Origin of the sequence: Enterobacter wuhouensis, assembly GCF_035835995.1 — a bacterium.
GTDB lineage: Bacteria > Pseudomonadota > Gammaproteobacteria > Enterobacterales > Enterobacteriaceae > Enterobacter > Enterobacter wuhouensis.
Genome location: NZ_CP142124.1, coordinates 241206 through 266731, shown reverse-complemented (window position 1 = coordinate 266731; position 25526 = coordinate 241206). Strand labels below are relative to the sequence as shown.

Annotated in this window: 23 protein-coding genes and 1 pseudogene; 13 read left to right on the top strand and 11 right to left on the bottom strand. The window is 56.1% G+C overall.

Annotation, left to right across the window (positions count from 1 at the left end):
* Positions 1–178 precede the first annotated feature (178 nt).
* Positions 179–1381: an L-lactate MFS transporter gene (locus tag VPX56_RS01310; RefSeq protein ID WP_263611083.1), complete on the bottom strand. Its 1203-nt coding sequence runs from the start codon at positions 1379–1381 to the stop codon at positions 179–181.
* A gap of 238 nt (positions 1382–1619) precedes the next feature.
* Positions 1620–2318, bottom strand: a complete 699-nt coding sequence (locus VPX56_RS01305) for an autotransporter domain-containing protein (RefSeq protein ID WP_326472196.1) — start codon at positions 2316–2318, stop codon at positions 1620–1622.
* Between the two features lie 161 nt (positions 2319–2479).
* Here VPX56_RS01305 and tag point away from each other — a divergent pair, with 161 nt between their 5' ends.
* Together tag and VPX56_RS01295 are read left to right on the top strand one after the other, a co-directional pair.
* Positions 2480–3061 (top strand): DNA-3-methyladenine glycosylase I, encoded by a 582-nt coding sequence (gene tag, locus VPX56_RS01300; RefSeq protein ID WP_326469416.1) that lies wholly within the window; start codon positions 2480–2482, stop codon positions 3059–3061.
* Positions 3039–3485 carry an N-acetyltransferase gene (locus tag VPX56_RS01295; protein WP_131634734.1) on the top strand — a complete coding sequence of 149 codons (447 nt, stop codon included), beginning with the start codon at positions 3039–3041 and terminating at the stop codon, positions 3483–3485. The genes tag and VPX56_RS01295 overlap by 23 nt, the downstream gene beginning before the upstream one ends.
* Here VPX56_RS01295 and VPX56_RS01290 read toward each other — a convergent pair.
* Positions 3448–5727, bottom strand: coding sequence for a molybdopterin guanine dinucleotide-containing S/N-oxide reductase (locus VPX56_RS01290; RefSeq protein WP_326472195.1), 2280 nt, complete (start codon positions 5725–5727; stop codon positions 3448–3450). The two genes, VPX56_RS01295 and VPX56_RS01290, sit on opposite strands and share 38 nt — an antisense overlap.
* 213 nt (positions 5728–5940) lie before the next feature.
* On the opposite strand from VPX56_RS01290, the gene VPX56_RS01285 reads away from it, so the two are divergent.
* The 6 genes from VPX56_RS01285 (at position 5941) to ghrB (ending at position 11941) form a co-directional block, all read left to right on the top strand.
* Positions 5941–6603, top strand: coding sequence for an OmpA family lipoprotein (locus VPX56_RS01285; protein ID WP_326469413.1), 663 nt, complete (start codon positions 5941–5943; stop codon positions 6601–6603).
* 130 nt (positions 6604–6733) lie between these two features.
* Positions 6734–7750, top strand: coding sequence for a LacI family DNA-binding transcriptional regulator (locus VPX56_RS01280; protein WP_326469411.1), 1017 nt, complete (start codon positions 6734–6736; stop codon positions 7748–7750).
* A 102-nt stretch (positions 7751–7852) separates the two neighbouring features.
* On the top strand, positions 7853–8602 hold the full coding sequence (locus VPX56_RS01275; protein WP_326469409.1) for a sugar phosphate isomerase/epimerase family protein: 750 nt from the start codon (positions 7853–7855) through the stop codon (positions 8600–8602).
* Between the two features lie 3 nt (positions 8603–8605).
* Positions 8606–9544, top strand: coding sequence for a sugar kinase (locus VPX56_RS01270; RefSeq protein WP_326469407.1), 939 nt, complete (start codon positions 8606–8608; stop codon positions 9542–9544).
* Between the two features lie 115 nt (positions 9545–9659).
* A complete protein-coding gene (locus tag VPX56_RS01265; RefSeq protein ID WP_263611075.1) occupies positions 9660–10940 on the top strand; it encodes an MFS transporter in 1281 nt (426 codons plus the stop codon).
* A gap of 26 nt (positions 10941–10966) precedes the next feature.
* On the top strand, positions 10967–11941 hold the full coding sequence (ghrB, locus tag VPX56_RS01260; RefSeq protein WP_326469404.1) for a glyoxylate/hydroxypyruvate reductase GhrB: 975 nt from the start codon (positions 10967–10969) through the stop codon (positions 11939–11941).
* Between the two features lie 58 nt (positions 11942–11999).
* Here the strand turns inward: ghrB and cspE are convergent, their stop codons facing one another.
* Together cspE and VPX56_RS01250 are read right to left on the bottom strand one after the other, a co-directional pair.
* Positions 12000–12212 carry a transcription antiterminator/RNA stability regulator CspE gene (gene cspE / locus VPX56_RS01255; RefSeq protein WP_032615822.1) on the bottom strand — a complete coding sequence of 71 codons (213 nt, stop codon included), beginning with the start codon at positions 12210–12212 and terminating at the stop codon, positions 12000–12002.
* Positions 12213–12456: 244 nt separating this feature from the next.
* Positions 12457–13167: a DUF3053 domain-containing protein gene (locus tag VPX56_RS01250; protein WP_131634726.1), complete on the bottom strand. Its 711-nt coding sequence runs from the start codon at positions 13165–13167 to the stop codon at positions 12457–12459.
* 331 nt (positions 13168–13498) lie between these two features.
* Here VPX56_RS01250 and VPX56_RS01245 point away from each other — a divergent pair, with 331 nt between their 5' ends.
* Entirely contained in the window at positions 13499–13786 is a 288-nt protein-coding gene (locus VPX56_RS01245; RefSeq protein WP_326469399.1) for an HTH-type transcriptional regulator, read from the top strand.
* 40 nt (positions 13787–13826) lie between these two features.
* Here VPX56_RS01245 and VPX56_RS01240 read toward each other — a convergent pair whose 3' ends face one another.
* Positions 13827–15446, bottom strand: coding sequence for an ABC-F family ATP-binding cassette domain-containing protein (locus tag VPX56_RS01240; RefSeq protein WP_326469397.1), 1620 nt, complete (start codon positions 15444–15446; stop codon positions 13827–13829).
* A 531-nt stretch (positions 15447–15977) separates the two neighbouring features.
* Here VPX56_RS01240 and VPX56_RS01235 point away from each other — a divergent pair.
* Both VPX56_RS01235 and VPX56_RS01230 read left to right on the top strand, forming a co-directional pair.
* Positions 15978–16157, top strand: a pseudogene (locus VPX56_RS01235) (hypothetical protein); the annotation flags it as partial.
* Positions 16085–16495 carry a hypothetical protein gene (locus VPX56_RS01230; RefSeq protein ID WP_318156274.1) on the top strand — a complete coding sequence of 137 codons (411 nt, stop codon included), beginning with the start codon at positions 16085–16087 and terminating at the stop codon, positions 16493–16495. The pseudogene VPX56_RS01235 and the gene VPX56_RS01230, both read left to right, overlap by 73 nt.
* Before the next feature lie 93 nt (positions 16496–16588).
* Here the strand turns inward: VPX56_RS01230 and glyS are convergent, their stop codons facing one another.
* The 3 genes from glyS to VPX56_RS01215 form a co-directional block, all read right to left on the bottom strand.
* Positions 16589–18658, bottom strand: coding sequence for a glycine--tRNA ligase subunit beta (gene glyS / locus VPX56_RS01225; protein WP_326469395.1), 2070 nt, complete (start codon positions 18656–18658; stop codon positions 16589–16591).
* Between the two features lie 9 nt (positions 18659–18667).
* Positions 18668–19579: a glycine--tRNA ligase subunit alpha gene (gene glyQ, locus VPX56_RS01220; RefSeq protein WP_006177784.1), complete on the bottom strand. Its 912-nt coding sequence runs from the start codon at positions 19577–19579 to the stop codon at positions 18668–18670.
* Between the two features lie 161 nt (positions 19580–19740).
* Positions 19741–20046, bottom strand: coding sequence for a YsaB family lipoprotein (locus VPX56_RS01215; RefSeq protein ID WP_326469393.1), 306 nt, complete (start codon positions 20044–20046; stop codon positions 19741–19743).
* Positions 20047–20229: 183 nt separating this feature from the next.
* Between VPX56_RS01215 and VPX56_RS01210 the strand changes: the two genes are divergently transcribed.
* Positions 20230–21225, top strand: a complete 996-nt coding sequence (locus VPX56_RS01210) for an acyltransferase (protein ID WP_326469392.1) — start codon at positions 20230–20232, stop codon at positions 21223–21225.
* A gap of 54 nt (positions 21226–21279) precedes the next feature.
* Here the strand turns inward: VPX56_RS01210 and xylB are convergent, their stop codons facing one another.
* Positions 21280–22734 (bottom strand): xylulokinase, encoded by a 1455-nt coding sequence (gene xylB / locus VPX56_RS01205; protein WP_326469390.1) that lies wholly within the window; start codon positions 22732–22734, stop codon positions 21280–21282.
* A gap of 72 nt (positions 22735–22806) precedes the next feature.
* Positions 22807–24129 carry a xylose isomerase gene (gene xylA / locus VPX56_RS01200; protein WP_263611089.1) on the bottom strand — a complete coding sequence of 441 codons (1323 nt, stop codon included), beginning with the start codon at positions 24127–24129 and terminating at the stop codon, positions 22807–22809.
* A 371-nt stretch (positions 24130–24500) separates the two neighbouring features.
* Here xylA and xylF point away from each other — a divergent pair, with 371 nt between their 5' ends.
* Positions 24501–25493 (top strand): D-xylose ABC transporter substrate-binding protein, encoded by a 993-nt coding sequence (gene xylF / locus VPX56_RS01195; RefSeq protein WP_131634717.1) that lies wholly within the window; start codon positions 24501–24503, stop codon positions 25491–25493.
* Positions 25494–25526 lie beyond the last annotated feature (33 nt).

Below are 25526 nucleotides of genomic sequence, written 5' to 3'. Positions count from 1 at the left end.
TCGTTATCGGAAACGTCTACAAGCGTGGTAAGTAGACCACAGGGAAAGGAAAAAGTGGCAGCAGAGAATGTGATCGGTACAGTTTTTTACAAAAAAGACAATTTGATAACGAGCGAAAGTGGCTAAGCCTCGGTTTAACAAAAAAAAGGCCGGAGAGCCGGCCTTTTCGTAGCATCACTTACGCGTGCGCTTCATTAAACACTTCACGCTGCGGCTGGCGAATGGTGGTCGACAGCGCCAGGGAGATAATCAGCAGGGCAAAGATCACGCAGAAGGTCACGTAGAACCCGCCGAACAGCGAGGCTATCAGCGAGCCGCAAATACTGCCGATCCCAAAGCCTAAGTAGATGACGCCGTAGTTTTTCGCCAGATTGTTCAGGCCGAAGAACTCGCTGACCAGCGACGGGAAAACCGTAATCGTACCGCCGAAGTTAAAGGCGACGCAGGCAATGGCGGCGAAGAAGGTCGCTTCATTCAGCGGTGCGAACAGCAGTGCCGCCATGCCCACCAGCGAAACCACCTGCCCGATAGTAATCACCCGGATGCGAGCAATTTTATCAGACAGAATGCCCAGCACCAGGCGACCAGAAAGGTTAGCAATGGAGATAACGGTCACCGCGTTAGCTGCCGTGGCCACATCCAGTTTCACCATACCCTGAGCGATATCTTTCGCCACGCCAATCACATACAGGCCGCTCATGCAGGCCGTCAGGAACATCACCGCCAGCATCCAGTACTGCGGTTTGCGCATGGACTGCGCCAGGGTGAAGTCGTTCTCAACCACGCCGTTAACGGATTTTACTTCCTGCTGCGGGGCATCTTTCATCAGGGTTGCGCCAAACAGGATCATCACCAGAACGATAACGCCCCAGATCATAAAGGTTTTTTCCAGCCCCACAGAGGCCAGCAGATGAGAGTCGATAAATTTAAAACCGAGGCTGCCCAGTCCATACGAGCCGATAGCAAAGGCAGAGATCAACCCTTTACGCTCCGGGAACCACTTCACGCAGTTAGAGAGCGTCAGCAGGTAGCCCGCACCGTCCGCCAGCCCCACCAGCACCCCGGCACTCAACCACAGCATCAGCAGGTTATTGGAGTGCGCCGTCAGGAAAAAGCCAACGCCCAGCAGGATGCCGGAGGCCATGGTCACGCGCTTAACGCCGAAGCGCTCCTGCAGCTTGCCCGCCACTGACGAGGAGATCGCCAAACCCAGGCTCAGCAAACCGAAGGAAAACGCGACCTGGCTAACGGGCGCATTGAGCTTATCGGAAAGCGCGCTGTTAAACAGGCTCCAGGTATAGACCGAGCCCAGCGCAAACTGGGTAACGATGGTGCCGAAGAGAGTCAGCCAGCGCGTACGATTATAGGTTGATGTATTCATGGCAGTTGTCCTGCAGGAGAAATTAAGGAAATTCGCTGTGGACAACGATAAACAAAACCATAAGGCGTATGGGGTAAAACGGCATGAAGTGCAGGAAGGACGGAATGAAATGCCTGGAATCGGGAATGAACGACCTTGCCGGGGAATGAAGCGATGATTTGTTAGTACCCGCTATCGCCACAATCCCCGTCATTGTTGTATTCAGGATGTTACAACAAGGTTGAAAAAAGTTACAACGCTAAAAATTTGCACTGACGCCCAGGGTGTACATAAATTCTTCCCCCGTCATCGTGTTTTCGCCCTGCGCTAACGAAGCATAGGCCGCCATATGGGTATTAAAGGGAATATCCGTTCCGACGGTGACATCCATCCAGCTGCCGTTTTGCACGGGCGCAGGGGTTTGCGGCATCCCGTACTGGGATTTCCACTGGTTTTCACCTAACTGCTGATTAAAGCTTATCTGCGCCCAGGGACGAAGCTCGCCATATTTCGTATCCACGCGCCAGCCAAGGGTACTGACGCTGGCATGCCAGAGCGGATCGGTAAGCCCTTGCGTGGTGACGCTATCACCGAACTCATTTATCATCGTCGGGGCAGAGCCATCATAACGCCACGCCATCACAGGGCCGGTTGAAATTTGACCATACAGCGGAAAATTCCAGCCCACGCTCATAGCGCCTTCTGCCGCCGAGCCGGTGGGAAGACTCAGGGCGAACCCGGGCGTATTTTGCGAAGACTGAATACGCTCAGCGAGAATATCCTCATAACGCGGTTGGTGATCCGCATCCCATGTATAGCGTTCGGCCGTATTACTTTGTGCGTCTGAAACGATATATTCCTGTTGCCAGGCAAATGCTGTATTACAAAAAAACAGGCAGGCTGAGATCCCCACCAGGCCAGAAACAGCATGGCGGCCACTGATTATTTTTATCATCATCAAAGCGACTCCAGAAAGAGCCGAATTCGGCGACATTTGTCATTGTTAGAAAGCGGTATGAGGGCATATAACCCTTTATTAACTATTGTCTCTTTAGCAGACACGTCAAGCCGGACAGATTGAAAATTTTGCGATTTCAGTATGAATAAGGGAGATAACCTATGCAGCGTTGCGGTTGGGTAAGCCAGGATCAGCTTTATATCGACTATCACGACCAGGAATGGGGCGTGCCGGAAACGGATGGCAAAAAGCTCTTCGAAATGATCTGCCTGGAGGGCCAGCAGGCGGGGTTATCCTGGATTACCGTGCTGAAAAAACGAGAAAACTACCGCAAGGCCTTCCACCGGTTCGATCCGGTCGCCGTTGCCGCCATGACCGACGACGATGTAGAAAGGCTGGTGCAGGATGCCGGTATCATCCGCCATCGCGGTAAAATTCAGGCCATCATCGGTAACGCGCGAGCGTATCTGGCGATGGAACAAAGCGGTGAGCCGTTTTCAGAATTTGTCTGGGCATTCGTTGATAACGACCCGAAAGTCACCCACGCGGCCACGCTTGCGGAGATCCCCACCTCAACGCCCGCGTCAGACGCACTTTCTAAGGCGCTGAAAAAACGCGGTTTTAAATTCGTGGGCACCACCATCTGTTACTCCTTTATGCAGGCCTGTGGGCTGGTCAACGACCACATCACGGGCTGCTTCTGCCACCCGGGAGGAGACCATGATCCGCAAATGGCAAAGTGACGATCCCGCCCCGCTCCTGAGCCTGTGGCTGGAAAGCACTACGGCGGCGCACCCGTTTATCAACGCGGGCTACTGGAGAGAAAATGAAGCCATGGTGCGGGACGTGTACCTGCCCGCGGCTGAAACCTGGATCTGGGAAGAGGACGACAAGCCGCTGGGCTTTGTTAGCGTGATGCAGGCGCAGTTTGTGGGTGCCCTGTTTGTCTCCACCTCGCTAATCGGAAAAGGGATTGGGCATGCGCTGCTGAACCATGTTCAACAGCGCTTCCCCTATTTAACGCTGGAGGTGTACCAGAAAAACATTCGGGCGGTGAATTTCTATCATGCGCATGGCTTTCGCATTGAAGATAGCGCATGGCAGGATGATACCCAGCACCCGACGTGGATCATGAGCTGGCAGGCGGATCAAACGCCGTTAACGTAAGCTCAGGTCCCTGATATTTCTCAACCCAGGCCAGCGCGGTATTTCCCGCACAGCCATTCCCCAGCTTCGAGCTGGGGAGATCCTTGGTTAACACGTTAACCGCGCCGTTCTTGCAGATACCGCCCTCGCTCAACGCCAGATCCGGCCATGCGCCCTGGTGGATGCAGAACACGCCAGGCCTAATCCCGTCAGTGACTACGGCGCCTGCCAGCACCTGTCCCCGCGCGTTCCAGACGCGCACCACGTCACCGTCAGCAATCCCGCGCGCTTTTGCATCAGCACTGTTCAGGGTGATAGGTTCCCGATCGGCAACGGCATACCGCTCGCGCAGCGACGTAAAGTTAAGCTGGCTGTGCAGGCGGTGCGCCGGGTGCGCGGAGAGCACCTGAAGCTGCTCCGGCTGGGCGTTGCCGTGCCACTCGTCCGGCTCCAGCCACGTCGGATGCGGCGGGCAGTCGGCATACGCAAAGCTGGCGATGCGCTCGCTGTAAATCACAATCTTACCGCTCTCGGTTTTCAGGGGATGGCCGTCCGGGTCGCGGCGGAAATCAGCAAAGCGGACAAACCGTGCGTTCTGCTCGCTCTCCGGCATTTCGAAGATCGCATTCGCGTCCCAGAATTCAGCAAACGGCGGCAGCGTCACGCCCTGCGTAGCGCCGCGCTGACCGGCAATCTGGTAGAACGTCTCCAGCCATTCCAGATCCGTTTTGCCCTCGGTAAAGCGCTCGCGCCCGCCGGTTTCCCACAGCTCGCTCAGGTCGGCAAAGACGTCAAAATCATCACGTGCTTCATCGCGAGGTGGCACCACGCGCTTCATCGGCACCATATGCTGGTTGCTGTAGTCGCCGGTCATGGTGAGATCGTTACGTTCAAACGAGGTGGTCGCCGGCAGCACAATATCGGCATGCCTGGCCGACGCGGTCCAGAAGCACTCTGAGATCACCACCAGCTCCGGCTTCTGCCAGGCGCGGATCAGGCGGTTGGTGTCCTGATGATGGGTAAAGTTCGCCCCGCCCGCCCACCAGATAAATTTGATATCGGGGAAGTGGCGGTCCAGGCCGTTGTGCTGATAAAAACCGCCCGGGTTTTCCAGCGCTTCAACTATGCGCGCTACCGGAATTTTATCGACAGCATCGACGCCGCCCTGCACGGAACCCTGCATCGAGGCCAGCACCGCCGCTTTGCGGGTCGGGTTACCGCCGTTCGCAAAGTGATAAGAAAGGCCAAAACCACCGCCCGGCGTGCCGATCTGCCCAAGCATCGCGGCAAGCGTCACCAGCATCCAGTGCTTTTGCTCGCCAAACTGCTGGCGCTGCATCCCCCAGCCGGACATCAGCATAGTGGTGTTTTGGTAAAATAACGCCGCCAGCTCGCGGATTTTGTCTGCATTTACGCCACAAATGTCAGCGGCCCACTCTGCGGTTTTGGCTACACCGTCCGCTTTACCCGTCAGGTAGTCGGCAAATTTGCCGAAGCCGGACGTACAGCGGGCGAGGAAATCAGCATCGTGCCAGTCGTTTTCAACCAGCGTATGGGCAATGCCCAGCATCATCGCCACGTCGGTGCCCATATGGGGGGCAATCCACTCGGCGCTATCGCCGAGAAAACCCATAGTTTCAGAGCGCATCGGATCGATGCAGATAATGCGCTTGCCGCTTTTGCGCAGCGCGTCGAAATACCCAATCCCCTGCTCGTCGCTGGCGTTCCAGGCAATTTTCAGCGTATTCAGCGGGTTGGCGCTCCAGAGCACCACCACGTCAGTGTGCTCCAGCACCAGCGGCCAGCTGGTCTGCTGCTGGTAAACTTCGTTCCCCCCCACCACGTACGGCATGATCGCCTGCGCCGCGCCGGTCGAGTAATCGCCCAGATGGCCGGTATAGCCCCCCGCCAGGCTCATGTAGCGCTGCAGCAGGGTCGCGGCCTTGTGCAGCACGCCGTTAGAACGCCAGCCGTAGGATCCGGCGAAAATGGACGACGGACCGTAACTGTCGCGAATGCGCTTGTGCTGGGCGTGGATCAGCGCCAGCGCGTCATCCCAGCTTACGCGAACAAACTCATCCTGACCGCGAATGCCCTGCGGCTTATCCGGCGATGCCAGAAAGCCTTTGCGCACCATCGGCCAGCGCACGCGGGTTTTGCTATGCACCTGATCGCGAACGGCGGTCTGCAGTGAGTTGGGATGCTGCGCAGGCAATGCCCCGCGCGATGACAGGACGTTTTCGCCGTCGGTTTCGACCAGCATCGGCCCCCAGTGGGCGGCGGTCAGAATGGTTTTTGTTGAGGTGCTCAAAGCGTGCGCTCCTGGTTGCGTGCAGGTTTTACGGCCTTCTTGCCGAGGCTGTTTATGATTAGTCACAAATTTCAGAGTTATACACTGAATTTTCTCCGTATCCGGACGTCATAATCAACTGCCACGCGCGTCGTGGCAAAGAATAAAAAGGATTAAGGAAAGAAGATGAATAAACGCGTACTCGTTATTGCTGCTCTGGTGAGCGGCGCCCTGGCTGTTTCTGGCTGCACAACAAACCCTTACACCGGTGAACGCGAAGCGGGCAAATCCGGCATCGGCGCGGGCATCGGCTCGCTGGTAGGCGCAGGCGTTGGCGCGCTCTCCTCCTCCAAGAAAGATCGCGGCAAAGGCGCGCTGATCGGCGCAGCAGCAGGGGCAGCACTGGGCGGCGGCGTCGGTTATTACATGGATGTGCAGGAAGCGAAACTGCGCGACAAAATGAAGGGCACAGGCGTGAGCGTAACGCGCAGCGGTGACAACATCATCCTGAACATGCCAAACAACGTCACCTTCGACAGCAGCAGCGCAACGCTGAAACCGGCGGGCGCCAACACCCTGACCGGCGTGGCAATGGTGCTGAAAGAGTACAACAAGACCGCCGTGAACGTGATTGGCTACACCGACAGCACCGGCAGCCAGGATCTGAACATGCGCTTGTCCCAGCAGCGCGCCGACTCCGTGGCCAGCTCGCTGATTACCCAGGGCGTTGAAGCAACCCGTATCCGCACCAGCGGCATGGGGCCTGCAAACCCAATCGCCAGCAACAGCACGGCGGAAGGCAAAGCGCAGAACCGTCGCGTTGAGATTACGTTAAGTCCCGTGCAGTAATCGCATTTCCCCCCTCTCCCTGTGGGAGAGGGTCGGGGTGAGGGCATCAGACCGCACACCCCAACATGAACCACTTGCCATCGTTGATTTTCCCGCTAAGGTGTTCTCACTAAAGTCAGGGAAATCAGCGATGAGCAAACCAGCACGGGCCACCATCAGCGACGTGGCGAAAGCCGCGAAAACCGGTAAAACCAGCATTTCGCGCTACCTCAACGGCGAGAAACACCTGCTGTCCGAGGCGCTGCTGTCGCGAATTGAACAGGCCATTGCTGACCTCGACTACCGCCCCAGCCTGATGGCGCGCGGCCTCAAACGCGGGCGCACCCGGCTAATTGGGCTGATCATCGCCGACATTACCAACCCCTACTCCGTTAACGTGCTGAGCGGCATCGAAGCCGCCTGCCGCGAGAAGGGCTTTACGCCGCTGGTCTGTAATACCAACAACGAAGTCGATCAGGAGCTGCACTACCTCGACCTGCTGCGCAGCTACCAGGTGGAAGGAATCGTGGTGAATGCGGTGGGGATGCGCGAAGAGGGTTTAAACCGCCTGCAGCAATCCTCCCTGCCGATGGTGCTTATCGACCGAAAAATTCCCGAATTTGCCTGCGACGTTGTCGGGCTGGATAACGTTCAGGCCGCCACCACCGCCACCGAGCACCTCGTCGAACAGGGCTTTGAAGCGATTCTTTTCCTCAGCGAACCGCTGGGCATGGTTAACACGCGCCGCGAGCGTTTGAGCGCGTTTCGCACCACTCTCGAGCGCTATCCCGGCACCATCGCCGAAAATGCCGAAACGCCCCTGCACGAGGCCGGGCAGATTGACAACATCCTGCGTCAGTTTCACACCCGCCATCGCGGAATGCGCAAAGCCGTTATCTCCGCCAACGGGGCATTGACGCTGCAGGTCGCCCGCTCCCTCAAGCGCATTGGCCTGCACTGGGGCAGCGACATCGGCCTGCTGGGCTTTGATGAACTGGAGTGGGCAGAGCTGGCAGGGGTCGGCATCACCACACTCAAGCAACCGACGTGGCAAATTGGCTATGCTGCTGTAGAACAGGTGGTTCGCCGGATTGAGGGCGTCAGCGATGCCGTCCGCGAGCAGGTTTTCTCTGGCGAACTGATTGTTCGCGGCTCTACCGCACGTTAACGTTCCCTTCGTGACAGCGATCATAAATTCAACATCCTGACCTTTCCTTTGGAACCGGTTCCATCTAGCGTAATACTATCGAATACGTGATGGAGTCCGGTAATGAGCAGGAAAATAATGGTGGTCACCGCCGCTTACGGCGCGGATCGGGTGCGACAGGCGGGTGGCCAACGGGCCATGCTTCCGGTGATTGCGGGCGCGGGTGCCGACGGCGTAGAGATCCGCCGCGAACTGTTCAGCGCAGAGGAGCTGCTGGCCCTGCCCGCGCTGGGTGAGTCCATCGAGCTGCTGGGCCTGCTGGCATGTTACTCCGCTCCAGCCGCCCTGTTTATGCCCGATAGCCAGCTCAACCCGGACCTCCCGCGCTATCTGGCCGAAGCCAACACCCTCAACGCGCTGTGGCTGAAGGTCTCTCTCGGCCATTTTAGCGACAAACATTCCCTTGAAGCCCTGCGCGCGCTGCTGGACGACAGCGGCATGGCGCTGGTCGTGGAAAACGATCAGACCGACTGCGGGCAGCTCGCCCCGATGCAGCGCTTCAAAGCCGCCTGTCGGGTGATGGCGCTGCCCGTCACCCTGACGTTCGACATGGGCAACTGGCTGTGGGTAGGTGACTCACCCGAAGAAGCCGCGCGTCACCTGGCACCTGCGGTGAGCTATATTCACGTTAAGGCCGCCGTTCAGCACAAGGACCAGTTCCGCGCCGTTGCGCCGGACGCCACCGATGCGCGCTGGCTCGACCTGCTCAATCAACTGCCTGCCGATGCCCCACGCGGTATTGAGTTCCCGCTGGAGGGAGCCGATTTAACCGCCGTCACCCGCCACTACGTTAACCTGCTGCGCGAGGAGTAAACCATGCACAAGACGCTGGATGTCATCACTATCGGCGAGGCCATGGCGATGTTTGTCGCTACCGAAACCGGCGAGCTGAGCGCGGTTGAACACTTTATCAAACGCGTGGCGGGCGCAGAGCTGAACGTCGCGACGGGGCTGGCGCGCCTCGGCCTGAACGTCGGCTGGGTCAGCCGCGTGGGGGATGACAGCTTTGGCCATTTCGTCCTCGACTCGCTGAAAAAAGAGGGCATTGATGCCGCCGGCGTCACGCTGGACGCCCGCTTCCCAACCGGCTTTCAGCTGAAATCGAAGGTCGATAATGGAACCGATCCCATCGTGGAGTACTTCCGCAAAGGATCGGCAGCCAGCCATCTCTCCGTTGACGACTACAACGCCCCCTATTTCTCGTCCGCACGCCACCTGCACCTGAGCGGCGTGGCGGCAGCGCTCTCAGCCAGCTCGTACGAACTGCTGGATCACGCAGCCGCCGCGATGAAGGCACAGGGAAAAACGATCTCGTTCGATCCCAACCTGCGCCCGGTGCTGTGGAAAAGCGAAGCCGAGATGGTTGAAAAGCTGAACCGTCTGGCGTTTCAGGCCGACTGGGTTCTGCCCGGCGTAAAGGAAGGGATGATCCTTACCGGCGAAAGCTCTCCGGAAGGGATTGCCGATTTTTACCTGAATAAAGGGGTAAAAGCCGTGGTGTTGAAAACCGGCGCCGACGGCGCATGGTTCAAAACGGCCAGCGGTGAACAGGGCGCGGTCGCGGCGGTAAACGTCGAGAACGTGGTCGACACCGTAGGCGCGGGCGACGGCTTTGCCGTAGGCGTGATTAGCGCCCTGCTGGAAGGCAAACCGCTGCTGCAGGCCATTGCGCGCGGCAACACCATCGGCTCGCTGGCGATCCAGGTGCAGGGCGACAGCGAAGGATTACCAACGCGCGCGCAGCTCAACGAATAGCTCCCCTCACCCCGGCCCTCTCCCCAAAGGGGAGAGGGTGCAAATCATCCCCTCGCCCCTTTGGGGAGAGGGTTAGGGTGAGGGGGGTGACCACCTCAACAACAGAGGCAAGCCTATGAACAGTTCGACCAATGCAGTTAAACGCTGGTGGTACATCATGCCTATCGTGTTCATCACGTACAGCCTGGCGTACCTCGATCGTGCCAACTTTAGTTTCGCATCCGCTGCGGGGATCACCGAAGACCTCGGCATTACCAAAGGTGTGTCCTCCCTGCTCGGCGCCCTTTTCTTCCTCGGCTACTTCTTCTTCCAGATCCCCGGCGCTATCTACGCCGAACGCCGCAGCGTGCGCAAGCTGATCTTCGTCTGCCTGATCCTGTGGGGCGGCTGCGCGTCGCTGACCGGCGTGGTGAATAACATTCCAGCGCTTGCCGCCATTCGCTTTATCCTCGGGGTCGTAGAGGCTGCGGTGATGCCCGCGATGCTTATCTACATCAGCAACTGGTTTACCAAATCCGAACGCTCGCGCGCCAACACTTTCCTGATCCTCGGTAACCCGGTCACCGTGCTGTGGATGTCGGTTGTATCCGGCTACCTTATCCAGTCTTTTGGCTGGCGCGAAATGTTTATCATCGAAGGGGTTCCGGCGGTGATCTGGGCATTCTGCTGGTGGGTGCTGGTGAAAGACAAGCCTGCGCAGGCGAAGTGGCTTTCCGAAGACGAAAAAGCCGCGCTGCAGGCGCAGCTGGATAAAGAGCAGCAAGGGCTGAAGGCGGTACGTAATTACGGCGAGGCCTTCCGCTCCCGCAACGTCATTCTGCTGTGTGCTCAGTACTTTGCGTGGAGCATTGGCGTATACGGTTTTGTGCTGTGGCTGCCGTCAATCATTCGCAGCGGCGGTGAAAACCTCGGCATGGTGGAAGTGGGCTGGCTGTCGTCCGTGCCTTATCTGGCCGCGACAATCGCGATGATTATCGTCTCCTGGGCATCGGACAAGCTGCAAAACCGTAAGCTGTTCGTCTGGCCGCTGCTGCTGATCGCCGCCTTTGCCTTTATTGGCTCCTGGGCCGTGGGCGCAAACCACTTCTGGGCTTCTTACACGCTGCTGGTGATTGCCGGTGCAGCCATGTATGCCCCGTATGGTCCCTTCTTCGCGATTATCCCGGAAATGCTGCCGCGTAACGTGGCGGGCGGCGCGATGGCGTTGATCAACAGCATGGGCGCGCTGGGCTCCTTCTTCGGCTCCTGGTTTGTTGGCTACCTTAACGGCGCAACCGGCAGCCCGTCGGCGTCGTACATATTTATGGGGGTAGCACTTTTTGCCTCGGTGTGGCTTACTCTGATTGTTAAGCCTGCTAATAATCAACAATTACCCGTCGGCGCACGCCACGCCTGACCCTTTAAATATCAACGGAGATTAGCATGAAGCCGTCCGTCATTTTGTATAAAGCACTGCCTGAAGATCTGCAAAAACGCCTCGAGGAACACTTCACCGTGACGCAGGTGAAGAACCTCAGCCCGGACACCGTGGCACAGCACGCGGATGCGTTTGCCCGCGCCGAAGGATTGCTGGGTTCAAGCGAAAAAGTGGATGTGGCCTTGCTGGAGAAAATGCCGAAGCTTCGTGCTACCTCGACCGTTTCCGTGGGGTACGACAATTTTGACGTAGATGCCCTGAATGCCCGCAAAATCCTGCTGATGCATACGCCGCATGCCCTGACGGAGACGGTAGCCGACACGCTGATGGCGCTGGTGCTCACCACCGCCCGCCGCGTGGTGGAGGTGGCCGAGCGCGTCAAAGCGGGCGAGTGGACCAAGAGCATCGGTCCGGACTGGTTTGGCGTGGACGTACACGGTAAAACGCTGGGGATAGTGGGCATGGGCCGCATTGGGCTGGCGCTGGCACAGCGCGCGCATTTCGGCTTCAACATGCCAATTCTGTACAACGCGCGCCGTCATCACGGTGAAGCTGAAGAACGCTTCAACGCTCGCTACTGTGAGCTTGATACGCTGCTGCAGGAATCTGACTACGTGTGCCTGATCCTGCCGCTGACGGAGGAGACCCACCATCTGATCGGCAAATCTGCATTTAAGAAGATGAAGAAATCGGCCATTTTCATTAACGCAGGCCGTGGCCCGGTGGTGGACGAAAAAGCACTGATTGAAGCCCTGCAAAACGGTGAGATCCACGCCGCCGGTCTGGACGTGTTTGAGCAGGAGCCGCTGCCGGTTGATTCCCCGCTGCTACAGCTGCCAAACGTCGTCGCCCTGCCCCATATCGGTTCGGCAACACACGAAACGCGCTATAACATGGCAGCCACCGCGGTGGACAATTTGATCGCCGCACTGGGCGGGAAAGTGGAACGAAACTGCGTTAACCCGCAGATCCAGAAATAGAAATGAAAAAACCCGCCAGAAGGCGGGTTTTTGAATTTTGTGCTACTGGGTTGGAAGCTTACAGGCTTACAACGTTACCAGCTGCTGGGCCTTTAGCGCCGCTTTCGATGGTGAAGGAAACTTTCTGACCTTCGTCCAGAGATTTGTAGCCATCGTTCTGGATAGCAGAGAAGTGTACGAACACGTCTTTTGAGCCATCGTCAGGAGTGATGAAGCCGAAACCTTTATCAGCGTTGAACCATTTTACCAGACCAGTCATTTTACCAGACATAGAAATTACCTTATTAAAAATATGTTTTGCCTTCCGGCATGATGGTTGCGTTACAGATTTTTAAGCGATGAAGGAAGGGTCACTACGAAGGGTATCTATGGATAACAATCTGGACTGCTTTACTAAACTGCTTTAGGTCTGTGTAACAAACCGACGGGGATAGTTATACCGATGTGGTAGATGAATGACAAGCATTATTTTCTATAGTCATAAAAAAAACCCCGCTCGAGGCGGGGCTTTTCTTTTATTCGGTTGCAGCGACTGCTGCACTCCACGCCTGACTAAAGGCCTGATGCTGGGAAGCCAGCGGCCCAATCAGCGTATTGTACTGGCTCGCCTGCTGGGACGTCGGGAACTGAATGCCGTTAGAGACAAAGCTCACCTGAGTGCCCTGCTGGGAGATAAAATCACCAACCTGAACCAGCTGCTGCGTGAAAATCTGAGCGGCAGGGATCAGCGGTTGCAACGCGTCTGAAGGCTTCGTGACCACTTTCTCATAGACCTTGTCGAAGACCGGCTTGAGATCGTCGCCCTGCTTCAGCGCAGAACGTGAGGCATCAGCCTGCATTTTCGCGTTTTGCAGCTGTTGACTCAGCACGCCGAGCGCACCGTTAGACTGGCGCAGAGGTTCACGCTGGGTCATGTAATCCTGAGGGACACGAATAGCGTTAACGCTGTCCAGTACCGGACGCAGACCGGAGTCCATCGCCTGACTCACCTGCTGTGAATAACCATAAATAATGGCGTAATCAGACACGAACGGACCAAACTGTTTTTTCTGATCCGCAGTCAGCGTTGGTAAACGCTCGCCGCTGCGCATCACTGTATTCTGCAGAAAATCGATAAACGCTTTGCGCTGATCGCCTTCTTTATCAAAACACCCACTCAGGCTAACCACCATCAGCAACGCCGCAATAGGCGCAAACCAGCGAGAGCAGGACTTTCCTGTCGCCATTTCATTACTCCTTTCACCCAAAAAAGCGCACACCGGCACACGCGTGCCCGACGCTGACAAGGATAGTCCAGGTCAGCCCTGCAAGATACTCTTTTCATGCAAAACGGCTATTGCCGTTTTATATCTTACTATTTACAAAAAAATACGCATCGCGGCCGTCATATGGTTAATCAGGTAATTAGCATAACTATCCATATAGCTGAAACGGGTAAAGCGATCGTTACCGCACAATTAATCACAGGCGTGACGATCCCGTGTCCGCTTTTGAGTCTATTCTTAAATGGCTCTCTGATGTTCTTGATCCCTGTGTGAGATTTAAGAGGAGTTCTCAATGGAATATAAAGATCCTGAGTTTGAGCTGCTGAGCAGCCTGGAACAGATTATTTTTAAAGGTGTACCGCAGGCGATTACCCTGCAACAGAAACCCAATCCCTTTACAGAATTTGAGCAATTGCGCAAAGGGACGGGCTTAAAAAATGAAGAATTCGCCAGAGCAATGGGTGTCAGCGTAGCGATGGTGCTGGAGTGGGAGTCGAAACGTGAAAAACCCACGCCTGCTGAGCTAAAGCTGATGCGCCTTATCAAGGCCAACCCGGCACTCAGCAAGCAGATAGCCTAGTAAAGTTTGTTACCGCCCCCGCCTCTGCGGGGGTTTGTGTTTAAAGGGTTTCACAACGCCACCCTGCCTTTTCCCACACCATCTCATGCGTCAATGTTAACCCTTTCAGAAAGGCCACATCGTGCGATACCACCACCAGCGCACCGGGGAAATCAGCCAGCGCGTGTTCAATCGCCTGCACCGATGCCAAATCCAGATGGTTAGTCGGCTCATCAAGCAGCAGGAGCTGCGCGGCCTCCTCACGCCACAGCGCGCAGGCCAGCGCGGCCTTCAGACGCTCTCCCCCGCTCAGGTCCGCCAGTGGCAGCATGACCTTATCGGCACCGAGCTGAAGCTGAGCTAACCGGGTCCGCAGGCTGCCTTCCTCGAGGGGCGTATTGCTCAGGTTGAGATGCGTCATCACGGACTGCGTAAGATCTAACTGAGTTAGATGCTGATCGAGATACGCGCAGGAGACCGATACGCTGCACGTACCGGAGCGTGGCGCGACCTCCCCGAGGATCGCCTTTAGCAGCGTCGACTTACCGCAGCCGTTCGGCCCTTTAAGCGCAACGCGCATCGGCCCGTCCATACGCCAGTGAATCGGCGGGTTATCCACATGCGGTAATACCAGCCCCTCCAGCACCAGCACCTGTTTCCCGTCGGCAATCTGGCTACCGGGCAGGGTGAACATTACCGGATTATCCTCCTCAACCCGCTCGCGCGCCTTGTTTACGGCGGCGTTCAGGGCATCGTTCCGATCGCTATGCTGTTTTTTCCAGGAACCAATCCGCTCCTTTGCCGCGCCTTTGTATTTGACCCGCTCAAACGAGGCGATGTTCAGCGTATCGACCGTACGCAGCGTTTTTGCCGAACGACGCTGGCTGTCGTCATGCTCTTTTTGCATACGAGAGCGGGTGCGTTTACGCTCCGCCGCCGCATGTTCCAGCGCCGCGCGGGCGGCCTGCTGCTCGGCATCGCGCTGAGTTTGATAATCAGCATAATTACCGCCAAAGCTGCGCAGGCCTGAGGCGCTCAGTTCCAGAATGCGCGGCACCTGTGCCAGCAGCTCCCGGTCATGGGAGGCAACCAGCACGCCGCCCTGATAACGAGCAAGCTGGCTGTAGAACCACTCGCGCCCGTCCCTGTCGAGATGGTTAGTGGGTTCATCCAGCAGCAGATAATCCGCCCCCGCCGTGAATGCCCCGCACAGCAGGGCGCGAATTCGTTCGCCGCCGCTGAGTTCAATGGCGAGTTTATCCGGTTCAAAAGGCGGGAGTTTCGCAGCGATAAACGCGTCGCGAAGCCGTTCTGCTAAATCCCAGTATCCATCGAGCGTTTCCAAATCGTCAGGCAGATAGTCACCGCTGTCGATACGCTTGCGCGCCGCGAAGAGAGCATCATAGCCGAGCAGTTCCGCCAGCGTAGTCTGCGGCGAAATATCCTGCTGCTGCGCCACATAGACGTGCGTCCCGGAACGTTCGATATGACCACTGTCGGGTTCATCAAGGCCTGCCAGCAGGCGCAGCAGGCGTGTTTTTCCGCTGCCGTTGCGGCCCACCAGTGCGCACAGCGCGGGCTCCAACGACAAATTCAGCGGACCAAAAAGGATATCGCCCGTCACAAACTGACAGGTGACCTGATGCAAAATAAAAGAAGGGGACTGCGCAAAATGAGCCATAAGCACTCCTGAATGAAATCAAAACATCCCCTGCCGACGCGGTGGCGTTTAGCAAGGATCGAAATTCATCAGTCGTGTTTGTTCATTTTTGGGGGGCACTCCAGCACAAGAAAGTTAACGGGGGTAAGGATAGCGGTAATGTAATGACCATTTCAAGGTTAAATTTTGGACGACTTATACCCCCTCTCCCTTTGGGCTGAGGGATCCCCACAAATTAATGCGAGCAGTGAACAATCCCCTCGCCCCTTTGAGGAGAGGGTTAGGGTGAGGGGAAACAGACGGTAATTTTGCGAGCCTCTTTCCAGAAATGGTAATATCCTCAGTGGTATAGCTCAAATCTGTTGCCGCCTGTTTTGATGAGCAGTAAGTTCTCTTCGCACCTGCAAAATCAGGTGCCGGGTTTAGCATCCTGGCTTATCTTATCGGCGGCACATTATGTGCAGCATGCTTTGCTACATCTCAATGGTGGGCTGAGCAGGGGCATCGAAAGATGCGCCGGTATCCGATAAGGCCGGTAATGCTAACTCTGTTCAGTCCACCACCAGCGAAGTTAGCATTTCCGGAGGTGGAAGCTTTATCACTTATCGGAGGCTGCCAATATGGCTACTACCCCAACCCAAGTTCATTCTTTATTCACCCTGCCCTTCAACCACGCCACCGACTTCACCGAACTGGCGGATAACTGCGAACGTTTTACCGACGCACTGGTAGATTGCGAAGAACCCGCCCCAAAAATGGCGCTTTACGGCAGACTTTATGCCTGCCTGAATCTCCTGCAACCCACGCTTCTGGATCCTGTTCCGGACGCTTTAAAAGCCAGCCTGACCGTGAAGGAACTCCCGTCACGCGTTCCGGCTTTCGAACCCGAATGCGATCAGCTGGGGCGCTACTGTCAGGAGATTACGCAATTGCTGATGAACGGCTCACTGCCGCGACAATCTGAAATCGTGATGGAAGATTTGCTGTGCGAACTGGTCAGCTACTTTGCCGATACGCTGAAGGCACCGCGCTGGCTGCAGACAGACGAAGGCACAATCGCGATCGGCTAAAGCTGCCGAATGACGCTGCGCTTATCCGGCCTACAAAAGCCCCATAAAAAAACCCGCCGAAGCGGGTTTTTAGCATTTATAACAACGGGCACGTTACTGCAGGAGCGAAATATCCGCCACGCGCAGGAACAGCTCGCGCAGTTTTTCGAGCATAGAGAGACGGTTAACACGCAGCTCTTTATCCTCTACGTTCACCATCACTTTCTCGAAGAAGGCGTCGATCACGTCGCGCAGCTCGGCCAGATCCACCAGCGCTTCCTGGTAACGACCTTCCGCGAAGTACGGCTCGAGCTTGTCGCGCAGCACAACAACCTGCATTGCCAGCGCGATCTCTTCCGGCTCTTTCAGGGTCGCCGCGTTCACGCGCTCGTTCAGCGTTTCGTCGGATTTCGCCAGGATGTTGGATACACGCTTGTTGGCCGCAGCCAGAGCAGATGCCGCTTCAAGCGTACGGAAGTGGGACACGGCTTTCATGCGCGCATCGAAATCAGCCGGACGGGTCGGACGACGCGCCAGCACCGCCTGAATGGTATCGACGGTGTAACCTTCGTCCTGATACCAGGCGCGGAAACGGCCCAGCATGAAGTCGATCACGTCATCCACAACCTTGGCGTTGGTCAGCTTGTCGCCGTACAGACGCACCGCTTCTTCGGTCAGGGTCTGCAGATCGAGGTTGAGGTTCTTCTCAACGATGATACGCAGCACGCCCAGCGCCGCACGACGCAGCGCGAACGGGTCTTTGTCGCCTTTCGGATGCTGACCGATACCGAAGATACCCGCCAGGGTATCCATCTTATCGGCGATCGCCACGGCGCAGGCAACCGGGTTAGACGGCAGATCGTCACCGGCAAAGCGCGGCTGATACTGCTCGTTCAGGGCAACGGCTACATCTTCCGCTTCGCCATCGTGACGCGCGTAGTGCATGCCCATCACGCCCTGGGTGTCGGTAAATTCGAACACCATGTTGGTCATGAGGTCGCACTTGGACAGCAGGCCCGCGCGCGTCGCGTGGTTGACGTCGGCACCGATTTCACGGGCGATCCAGCCGGACAGCTCCGCGATGCGGTCGGTCTTGTCGCGCAGCGTACCCAGCTGCTGCTGGAACAGCACGGTCTGCAGGCGCGGCAGGTTATCTTCCAGACGTTTTTTACGGTCGGTGTTGAAGAAGAACTCTGCATCCGCCAGACGCGGACGAACGACTTTCTCGTTACCGGAGATAATCTGGATCGGATCTTTCGATTCGATGTTCGCCACGAAGATGAAGTTTGGCAGCAGCTTGCCGTCGTTGGCATAAACCGGGAAGTACTTCTGGTCACCCTTCATGGTGTACACCAGCGCCTCTGCCGGAACGGCCAGGAACTTCTCTTCGAACTTCGCGGTCAGCACAACCGGCCATTCAACCAGAGAGGTCACTTCTTCCAGCAGGCTTTCGCTCAGGTCAGCGTTACCGCCAATCTGGCGCGCCGCTTCTTCGGCGTCCGCTTTGATTTTGGCTTTACGCTGTTCGTAGTCGGCAATGACCTTACCGCGCTCCAGCAGGATCTGCGGGTACTGGTCAGCATTGTCGATGGTGAACTCTGGCTCACCCATAAAGCGGTGGCCGCGGATCACGCGATCGGACGCGACGCCCAGAATGGTGGCCGGAACAACGGTATCGCCCAGCAGCAGGGTCACGGTGTGAACCGGACGCACGAAGTGAACGTCGGACGCGCCCCAGCGCATCAGCTTAGGAATAGGCAGCTTAGCCAGCGAAGTTGCGATCATGTTTGGCAGCAGCGCTTCGGCGCTTTCGCCTTTCACATGGGCACGGTACAGCAGCCACTCGCCTTTGTCGGTGGTCAGACGCTCGGCCTGGTCAACGGTAATACCGCAGCCGCGCGCCCAGCCTTCTGCCGCCTTGCTCGGTTTGCCTTCGGCGTCGAACGCCTGCGCAATGGCCGGGCCACGTTTTTCGACTTCACGATCCGGCTGAGACGCCGCCAGGTTCGCCACTTTCAGCGCCAGACGGCGCGGTGCGGCAAACCACTCAATTTTACCGTGCGCCAGGCCAGCGTTATCCAGCTCGGCGGTCACGTTCGCAGCAAATGATTCAGCCAGGCTGCGCAGGGCTTTTGGTGGCAGCTCTTCGGTGCCGATTTCCACCAGGAAAGTTTTATCAGACATGGCCGCCTCTTATTTGTTTCGGTTGCACATCGGGAAGCCAAGGGCTTCACGGGACGCGTAGTAAGCTTCTGCAACGGCTTTGGTCAGGGTACGAATACGCAAAATGTAGCGCTGACGTTCAGTCACGGAGATGGCTTTGCGGGCGTCCAGCAGGTTGAAGCTGTGGGCGGCCTTCAGAATACGCTCGTAGGCAGGCAGCGGCAGCGGAGTTTCAAGCGCCAGCAGCTGCTGGGCTTCTTTCTCGTACTGCTCGAAGCAGGTGAACAGGAAGTCCACGTCCGCGTATTCGAAGTTATAGGTGGATTGCTCCACTTCGTTCTGATGGAACACGTCGCCGTAGGTAGTTTTACCCAGCGGGCCGTCGCTCCAGACCAGGTCGTAAACGCTGTCTACGCCCTGAATGTACATCGCCAGACGTTCCAGACCGTAGGTGATTTCACCCGTGATCGGTTTACATTCCAGACCGCCGACCTGCTGGAAGTAGGTGAACTGCGTCACTTCCATGCCGTTCAGCCACACTTCCCAACCCAGACCCCAGGCACCCAGCGTTGGGTTTTCCCAGTTATCTTCCACGAAACGAATGTCGTGGATGGTCGGGTCCATACCCAGCTCTTTCAGTGACCCGAGGTACAGTTCCTGAATGTTCTCTGGTGATGGCTTAATCACCACCTGGAACTGATAATAGTGCTGCAGACGGTTCGGGTTTTCGCCGTAACGGCCATCGGTCGGACGACGGGAAGGCTGCACGTAAGCGGTCGCCATCGGCTCCGGCCCCAACGCGCGTAAGCTGGTCATTGGGTGCGAGGTGCCTGCGCCAACTTCCATGTCCAAAGGTTGAACAATGGTGCAGCCCTGACGAGCCCAGTAATCCTGTAAGGTCAGGATCAGGCCCTGGAAGGTCTTGGTATCAAACTTTTGCATAGTATTTCGTGCTGGATACGTGTGGTTTTAAATGGAAGGGATCAGTATACCCGCTGGCTGCAAGATATACAGTACGAAACGGGGTTGTTTAGGGAAAATTGGGGAAATAACCCTTTACGCCAGAGCACCTGAGCGCTCTGGTTGCTGAATATACGCGCGTATTAGCGCATCGAGAGATGTAAAAACTGGCCGTCCGCGTCAAAAGAACAGACAAAGCCCTCTTTGCGCGCCGTATATCCCTTTAGCTCATAGCTGCCCTGAAAGCGCTCAAATCCGATTACGTTGATTTTTTGCACCTCGGCGTTATAGCGTCGAGCAGCCCGATCTTTGCAGAGCTGCTCCATGTCCAGCGAGCGTTCCGGGCTGATTTTCCCCTGCTGAGCTTTCTGTACCGGCGCTTCTTGCGAAGCGCTGCATCCTGCAAGCACGAGCAGCAGAAAGAGTGATACCACGCGCGTCATCATCATTTTTATTACCGCCCTGGTCAGTGGCTGTTATTTTTAATATCAAAGGTTTTATAGATTAAGGTCTGGCATTCTGCGAATCTCGCGGCGCTCATACAAGCTTGCTTAATAAAACTCAGATTTTTCCAAGGGAAGGCTTTTTCCCATTGGCAGTCACACTCTATTTACAGGGAATAAGAGGAACTGATGCAGTCAAAAATTAGCTGGATTGATAACCTGCGAGGAATAGCCTGTCTGATGGTGGTGATGATTCACACCACGACGTGGTACGTCACAAACGCGCACAGCATCAGCCCCGTTAACTGGGATATCGCCAACGTTCTCAACTCCGCGTCCAGAGTAAGCGTGCCGCTGTTCTTTATGATCTCCGGCTTTCTGTTTTTTGGCGAGCGAAGCGCGCAACCGAGGCATTTCATCCGTATTGCGGCATGTCTGGGGTTTTATAGCGCCGTTGCGTTGCTCTATATCACGCTGTTCACCTCAATTAATGCCGGGCTGTCGCTTAAATATCTGCTCCAAAAACCGGTGTTTTATCACCTGTGGTTCTTCTTCGCCATTATCGTTATTTACCTGGTTTCACCGCTCATTCAGGTGAAAAACATCAGCGGTAAGATGTTGCTGGCGCTGATGGTGGTGATTGGCATCGTCGCGAATCCGAATACCGTCTCTCAGAAGATTAATGGTTTTGAATGGCTGCCGGTTGATCTCTATATCAACGGCGATACCTTCTACTACGTGCTTTACGGCATGCTGGGGCGTGCCATTGGCATGATGGATACGCAAAAACGCGGAATGAACTGGCTCTGCGGGGGGCTGTTTATCATCAGCGCGATCGTGATTTCACGCGGGACGCTTCATGAACTGCAGTGGCGAGGTAATTTTGCCGATACCTGGTATCTCTATTGCGGCCCAATGGTCTTTATCTGTGCCGTTACCCTGCTGACGCTGGTTAAAAACACCCTGAATAATCGCCCACTTCCAATACTGGGATTTATCTCGCGCCACTCGCTGGGAATTTATGGTTTTCACGCGCTGGTGATCCACGCGCTGCGCACCCGCGGCGTGGAGCTTAAAAGCTGGCCGGTGCTGGATATTGTCTGGATATTTTCCGCTACGCTGGCTGTCAGCCTGCTCCTGTCGATGGCACTGCAAAAAATGGATACGCGCAGGTTTGTAAGCTAACCAGATACACAAGGGATAGTAGGCCGGGTAAGCGCCGCGCCACCCGGCGAAGTTTTAGGACATAAGCGGCACAAGCTGCTGATAGATTTTGCGGAAAACATCACGCTGTTCTGCATAGCGCGCATGTTTTTTCGCATCAGGACGATGCTGCTGCTCAAGCGGCAGCTGTGGCAAAAGCAGGTTCAACGGCTTCTCAGGGTTCACCGCAATTTGAGCCAGACGCGCCGCGCCGAGCGCAGGACCGACATCCCCACCGGTACGGTAGTCCAGCTGCAATCCGCTGATATCGGACAGCATCTGCCGCCAGAAGCTGCTGCGTGCCCCACCGCCAATCAGGGTAATGCTCGCCGGTTTAAGGCCGCAGTCGTGCACCACGTCCATGCCGTCCGCAAGGGCATATCCCACCCCTTCCAGTACCGCTCGCGCCAGTTCCGCCGGGCCGTGCTGATGGGTTAAGCCAAAGAACACCCCTTTCGCTTCCGGGTTGTTGTGCGGCGTACGTTCCCCGGAAAGGTACGGTAAAAACCACACCGTCCCCGCGTTTTCATCTGCCTGCTGTGCTGCTGCGATCAGCGCCGGTACGTCTGCCATTCCGGTCAGCTTCGCTGCCCAGTCCAGGCATGATGCCGCGCTCAGCATCACCGACATCAGGTGCCATTTCCCCGGCAGGGCATGACAGAAACTGTGAACCGCGCTTTCAGGATTGCTGCGATAACCGTCGCTGACGGCAAAATAAACGCCGGACGTGCCGAGCGAGAGCATCGCCTGCCCTGCATCGACCATGCCGACACCCACCGCTCCCGCCGCATTATCACCGCCACCGGCGACCACCGGCACGGCTGGCATATTCCAGCGCTCGGCAATGGATGGCTGCAACGCCCCCGTGATGTCACTGCCTTCATAAAGCGCAGGCATGTGCTCGCGCGTCAAATGGCAGGCTTCGAGCATCGTCTCGCTCCAGTCGCGCTTCGCCACGTCGAGCCACATTGTGCCCGCCGCGTCTGACATGTCGCTGGCGAAATCGCCCGTCATGCGAAAACGCAGATAATCTTTTGGCAGCAGGACTTTCGCCACCTGACGGAAAATTTCCGGTTCGTGGCGTTGGACCCACAGGATTTTCGGTGCGGTAAAACCCGGCATCATCAGGTTGCCGGTAATCTGGCGAGACGCAGGCACGCGTTCCTCAAGGATTGCGCACTCTTCTGCACAGCGGCCATCGTTCCAGAGAATGGCGGGCCTTAACACGCGATGCTGGTCATCCAGCAGCGTTGCGCCGTGCATTTGCCCGGCAATGCCCAGCGCCTTAACGTCACGCAGACTGTGATGTTCACCTAAGGCTTTCATGGCGCGATCCGTCGCCAGCCACCACTGCTCCGGCTCCTGTTCCGACCATAGCGGATGCGGACGTGAAACCTGCAGTTTTTCAGTCTGCGTGGCTAACACGTCGCCCTGCTCATTCAACAGGATGGCCTTCACGCCCGATGTGCCAAGATCGATCCCGATATACATTACGGTGACTCCTTTAACAGAAATGCCCGGTGGCGCTAACGCTTACCGGGCCTACGTGCATCCTCAGCTAAATCACTTATCAAACAGATAGTGGTTTACGAGATTTTCCAGCAGTTCCTGATGTCCGCTCTGATGCTGCGGCGCCAGTTGATGCTGTTCAGCGTACTTCGCGATTTCGGCCAGCGATAACTGCCCTTTCAAAATTTGCTGGCCCAGCTCACTGTTCCAGCCGCTGTAACGCTTCGCAACACGCTTATCCAGCTCACCGTCTTCGATCATGCGGGCAGCCACTTTCAGCGCCAGCGCCATGGTATCCATCGCACCGATGTGACCATAGAACAGATCGTATTTATCGGTACTCTGACGACGTACTTTGGCGTCAAAGTTCAGGCCGCCGGTCGTAAAGCCGCCCGCTTTGATGATTTCGTACATCACCAGCGCGTTCTCTTCCACGCTGATTGGGAACTGATCGGTATCCCAGCCCAGCTGCGGGTCGCCGCGGTTAGCATCCACAGAGCCGAAGATGCCGAGCGCAATGGCTGACGCGATTTCGTGGTGGAAAGAGTGGCCAGCCAGCGTGGCGTGGTTCGCTTCGATGTTTACCTTGATCTCTTTTTCCAGGCCAAACTGCTTCAGGAAGCCGTACACCGTTGCAACATCATAATCGTACTGATGTTTGGTTGGCTCTTGCGGTTTAGGTTCAATTAACAGCGTGCCGCGGAAACCGATTTTGTGCTTATGCTCAACGACCATCTGCATAAAGCGGCCAATCTGCTCGCGCTCCTGACGCAGATCGGTATTCAGCAGGGTTTCATAACCTTCACGCCCGCCCCACAGCACGTAGTTTTCGCCGCCCAGCTGATGCGTGGCGTTCATCGCAGTCACAACCTGCGTCGCCGCCCAGCTAAAGACCTCTGGATCGGGGTTAGTCGCTGCGCCCGCGCCGTAGCGTGGGTTGGTGAAACAGTTTGCCGTACCCCAGAGCAGCTTAACGCCACTTTGCTGCTGTTTTGCGGCCAGCACGTCAACCATCTGTGCAAAGTTATTCAAATACTCTTTCAGCGACGCGCCTTCCGGCGACACATCGACATCATGGAAGCAGTAGTACGGCACGTTGAGCTTGTGGAAGAATTCAAAGGCAACGTCTGCTTTGCGCTTTGCCAGCTCAATGGCCTCGCCCGGCTGCTGCCATGGGCGATCAAATGCGCCAACGCCGAACATATCCGCGCCGTTCCAGCAGAAGGTATGCCAGTAACAGGCGGCAAAGCGCAGATGATCTTCCATGCGCTTACCCAGCACCAGCTCATCCGGGTTGTAGTGACGAAATGCTAAAGGATTGGTCGTTTTCGTGCCTTCGTAACGGACGCGATCGAGTTGGTCGAAATAAGCTTGCATATTCAGCTCCATTATCAGGGTATGCGGCGAGTCGTAGATACAGGAGTAATAGTGAATACTCATTCCAGCTTGCTCAATTACGTTATTTCACACTGCTATTGAGAGAATGCACAACTGTGCGCTGGCTCGCAAAATAATGTGCAAGCAAACTATTTTTCGGCGCAGATTCCAGAATCAAATGTAATTAATAAGTTACGTATTTTAAAACCCGATCGCGGTCATAAATTCGGAAATAAACCAAATATCGTAATGAGAAGATAAAAATCTGTAATTGCCAGCAGGCCTTTCCACGTTAAAAATTTGCTGCGTCTCAGCAGTGAATGTTTCTTTTATCTCAGCAACACATACCCCTACATAAAGGCCTAATAATTATGAAGATAAAGAACCTGACCCTAACGCTCTGCACCACTCTCCTGCTTGCAAGCTTTGCCGGGCACGCTAAAGAGGTCAAAATCGGTATGGCGATTGACGATCTGCGCCTGGAGCGCTGGCAAAAAGATCGCGATATTTTTGTGAAAAAAGCGGAGTCACTGGGTGCAAACGTGTTTGTTCAGTCGGCAAACGGCAATGAAGAAACGCAAATGTCCCAAATCGAAAATATGATTAACCGCGGCGTCGATGTCCTGGTCATTATCCCGTACAACGGTCAGGTATTAAGTAACGTGGTGAAGGAAGCCAAACAAGAAGGCATAAAAGTGCTGGCCTATGACCGCATGATTAATAATGCGGATATTGATTATTATATTTCTTTCGACAACGAAAAAGTGGGCGAATTACAGGCCAAAAGCCTGGTCGAAAAAGTGCCTCAGGGGAATTATTTCCTGATGGGCGGCTCACCGGTCGATAACAACGCCAAACTGTTCCGCGAAGGGCAGATGAAAGTCCTGAAACCCTATATCGACGACGGGAAGATTAAGGTGGTCGGCGATCAGTGGGCGGATGGCTGGCTGCCAGAGAACGCGCTGAAAATAATGGAAAATGCGTTAACAGCCAATAACAACAAAATAGATGCTGTTGTCGCGTCCAACGATGCCACCGCCGGTGGCGCTATTCAGGCGCTCAGCGCCCAGGGGCTCGCAGGGAAAGTCGCAATATCCGGCCAGGATGCCGACCTGGCTGGCGTGAAGCGCATTATTGCCGGCACCCAAACCATGACGGTCTATAAACCGATCACCCAGCTTGCCAACACGGCTGCCGAAATTGCCGTAGAGCTGGGTAACGGACAGCAACCTAAAGCCGATGCCACGCTGAACAACGGGCTGAAAGATGTTCCTGCTCGCCTGCTCACGCCAATTGAAGTCAATAAAGAGAACATTGACGCCACCGTGGTAAAAGACGGTTTCCATAAAAAGAGTGAACTGTAATCCCGCGCAGCCCCCGCCGTGCGGGGGCTCGCC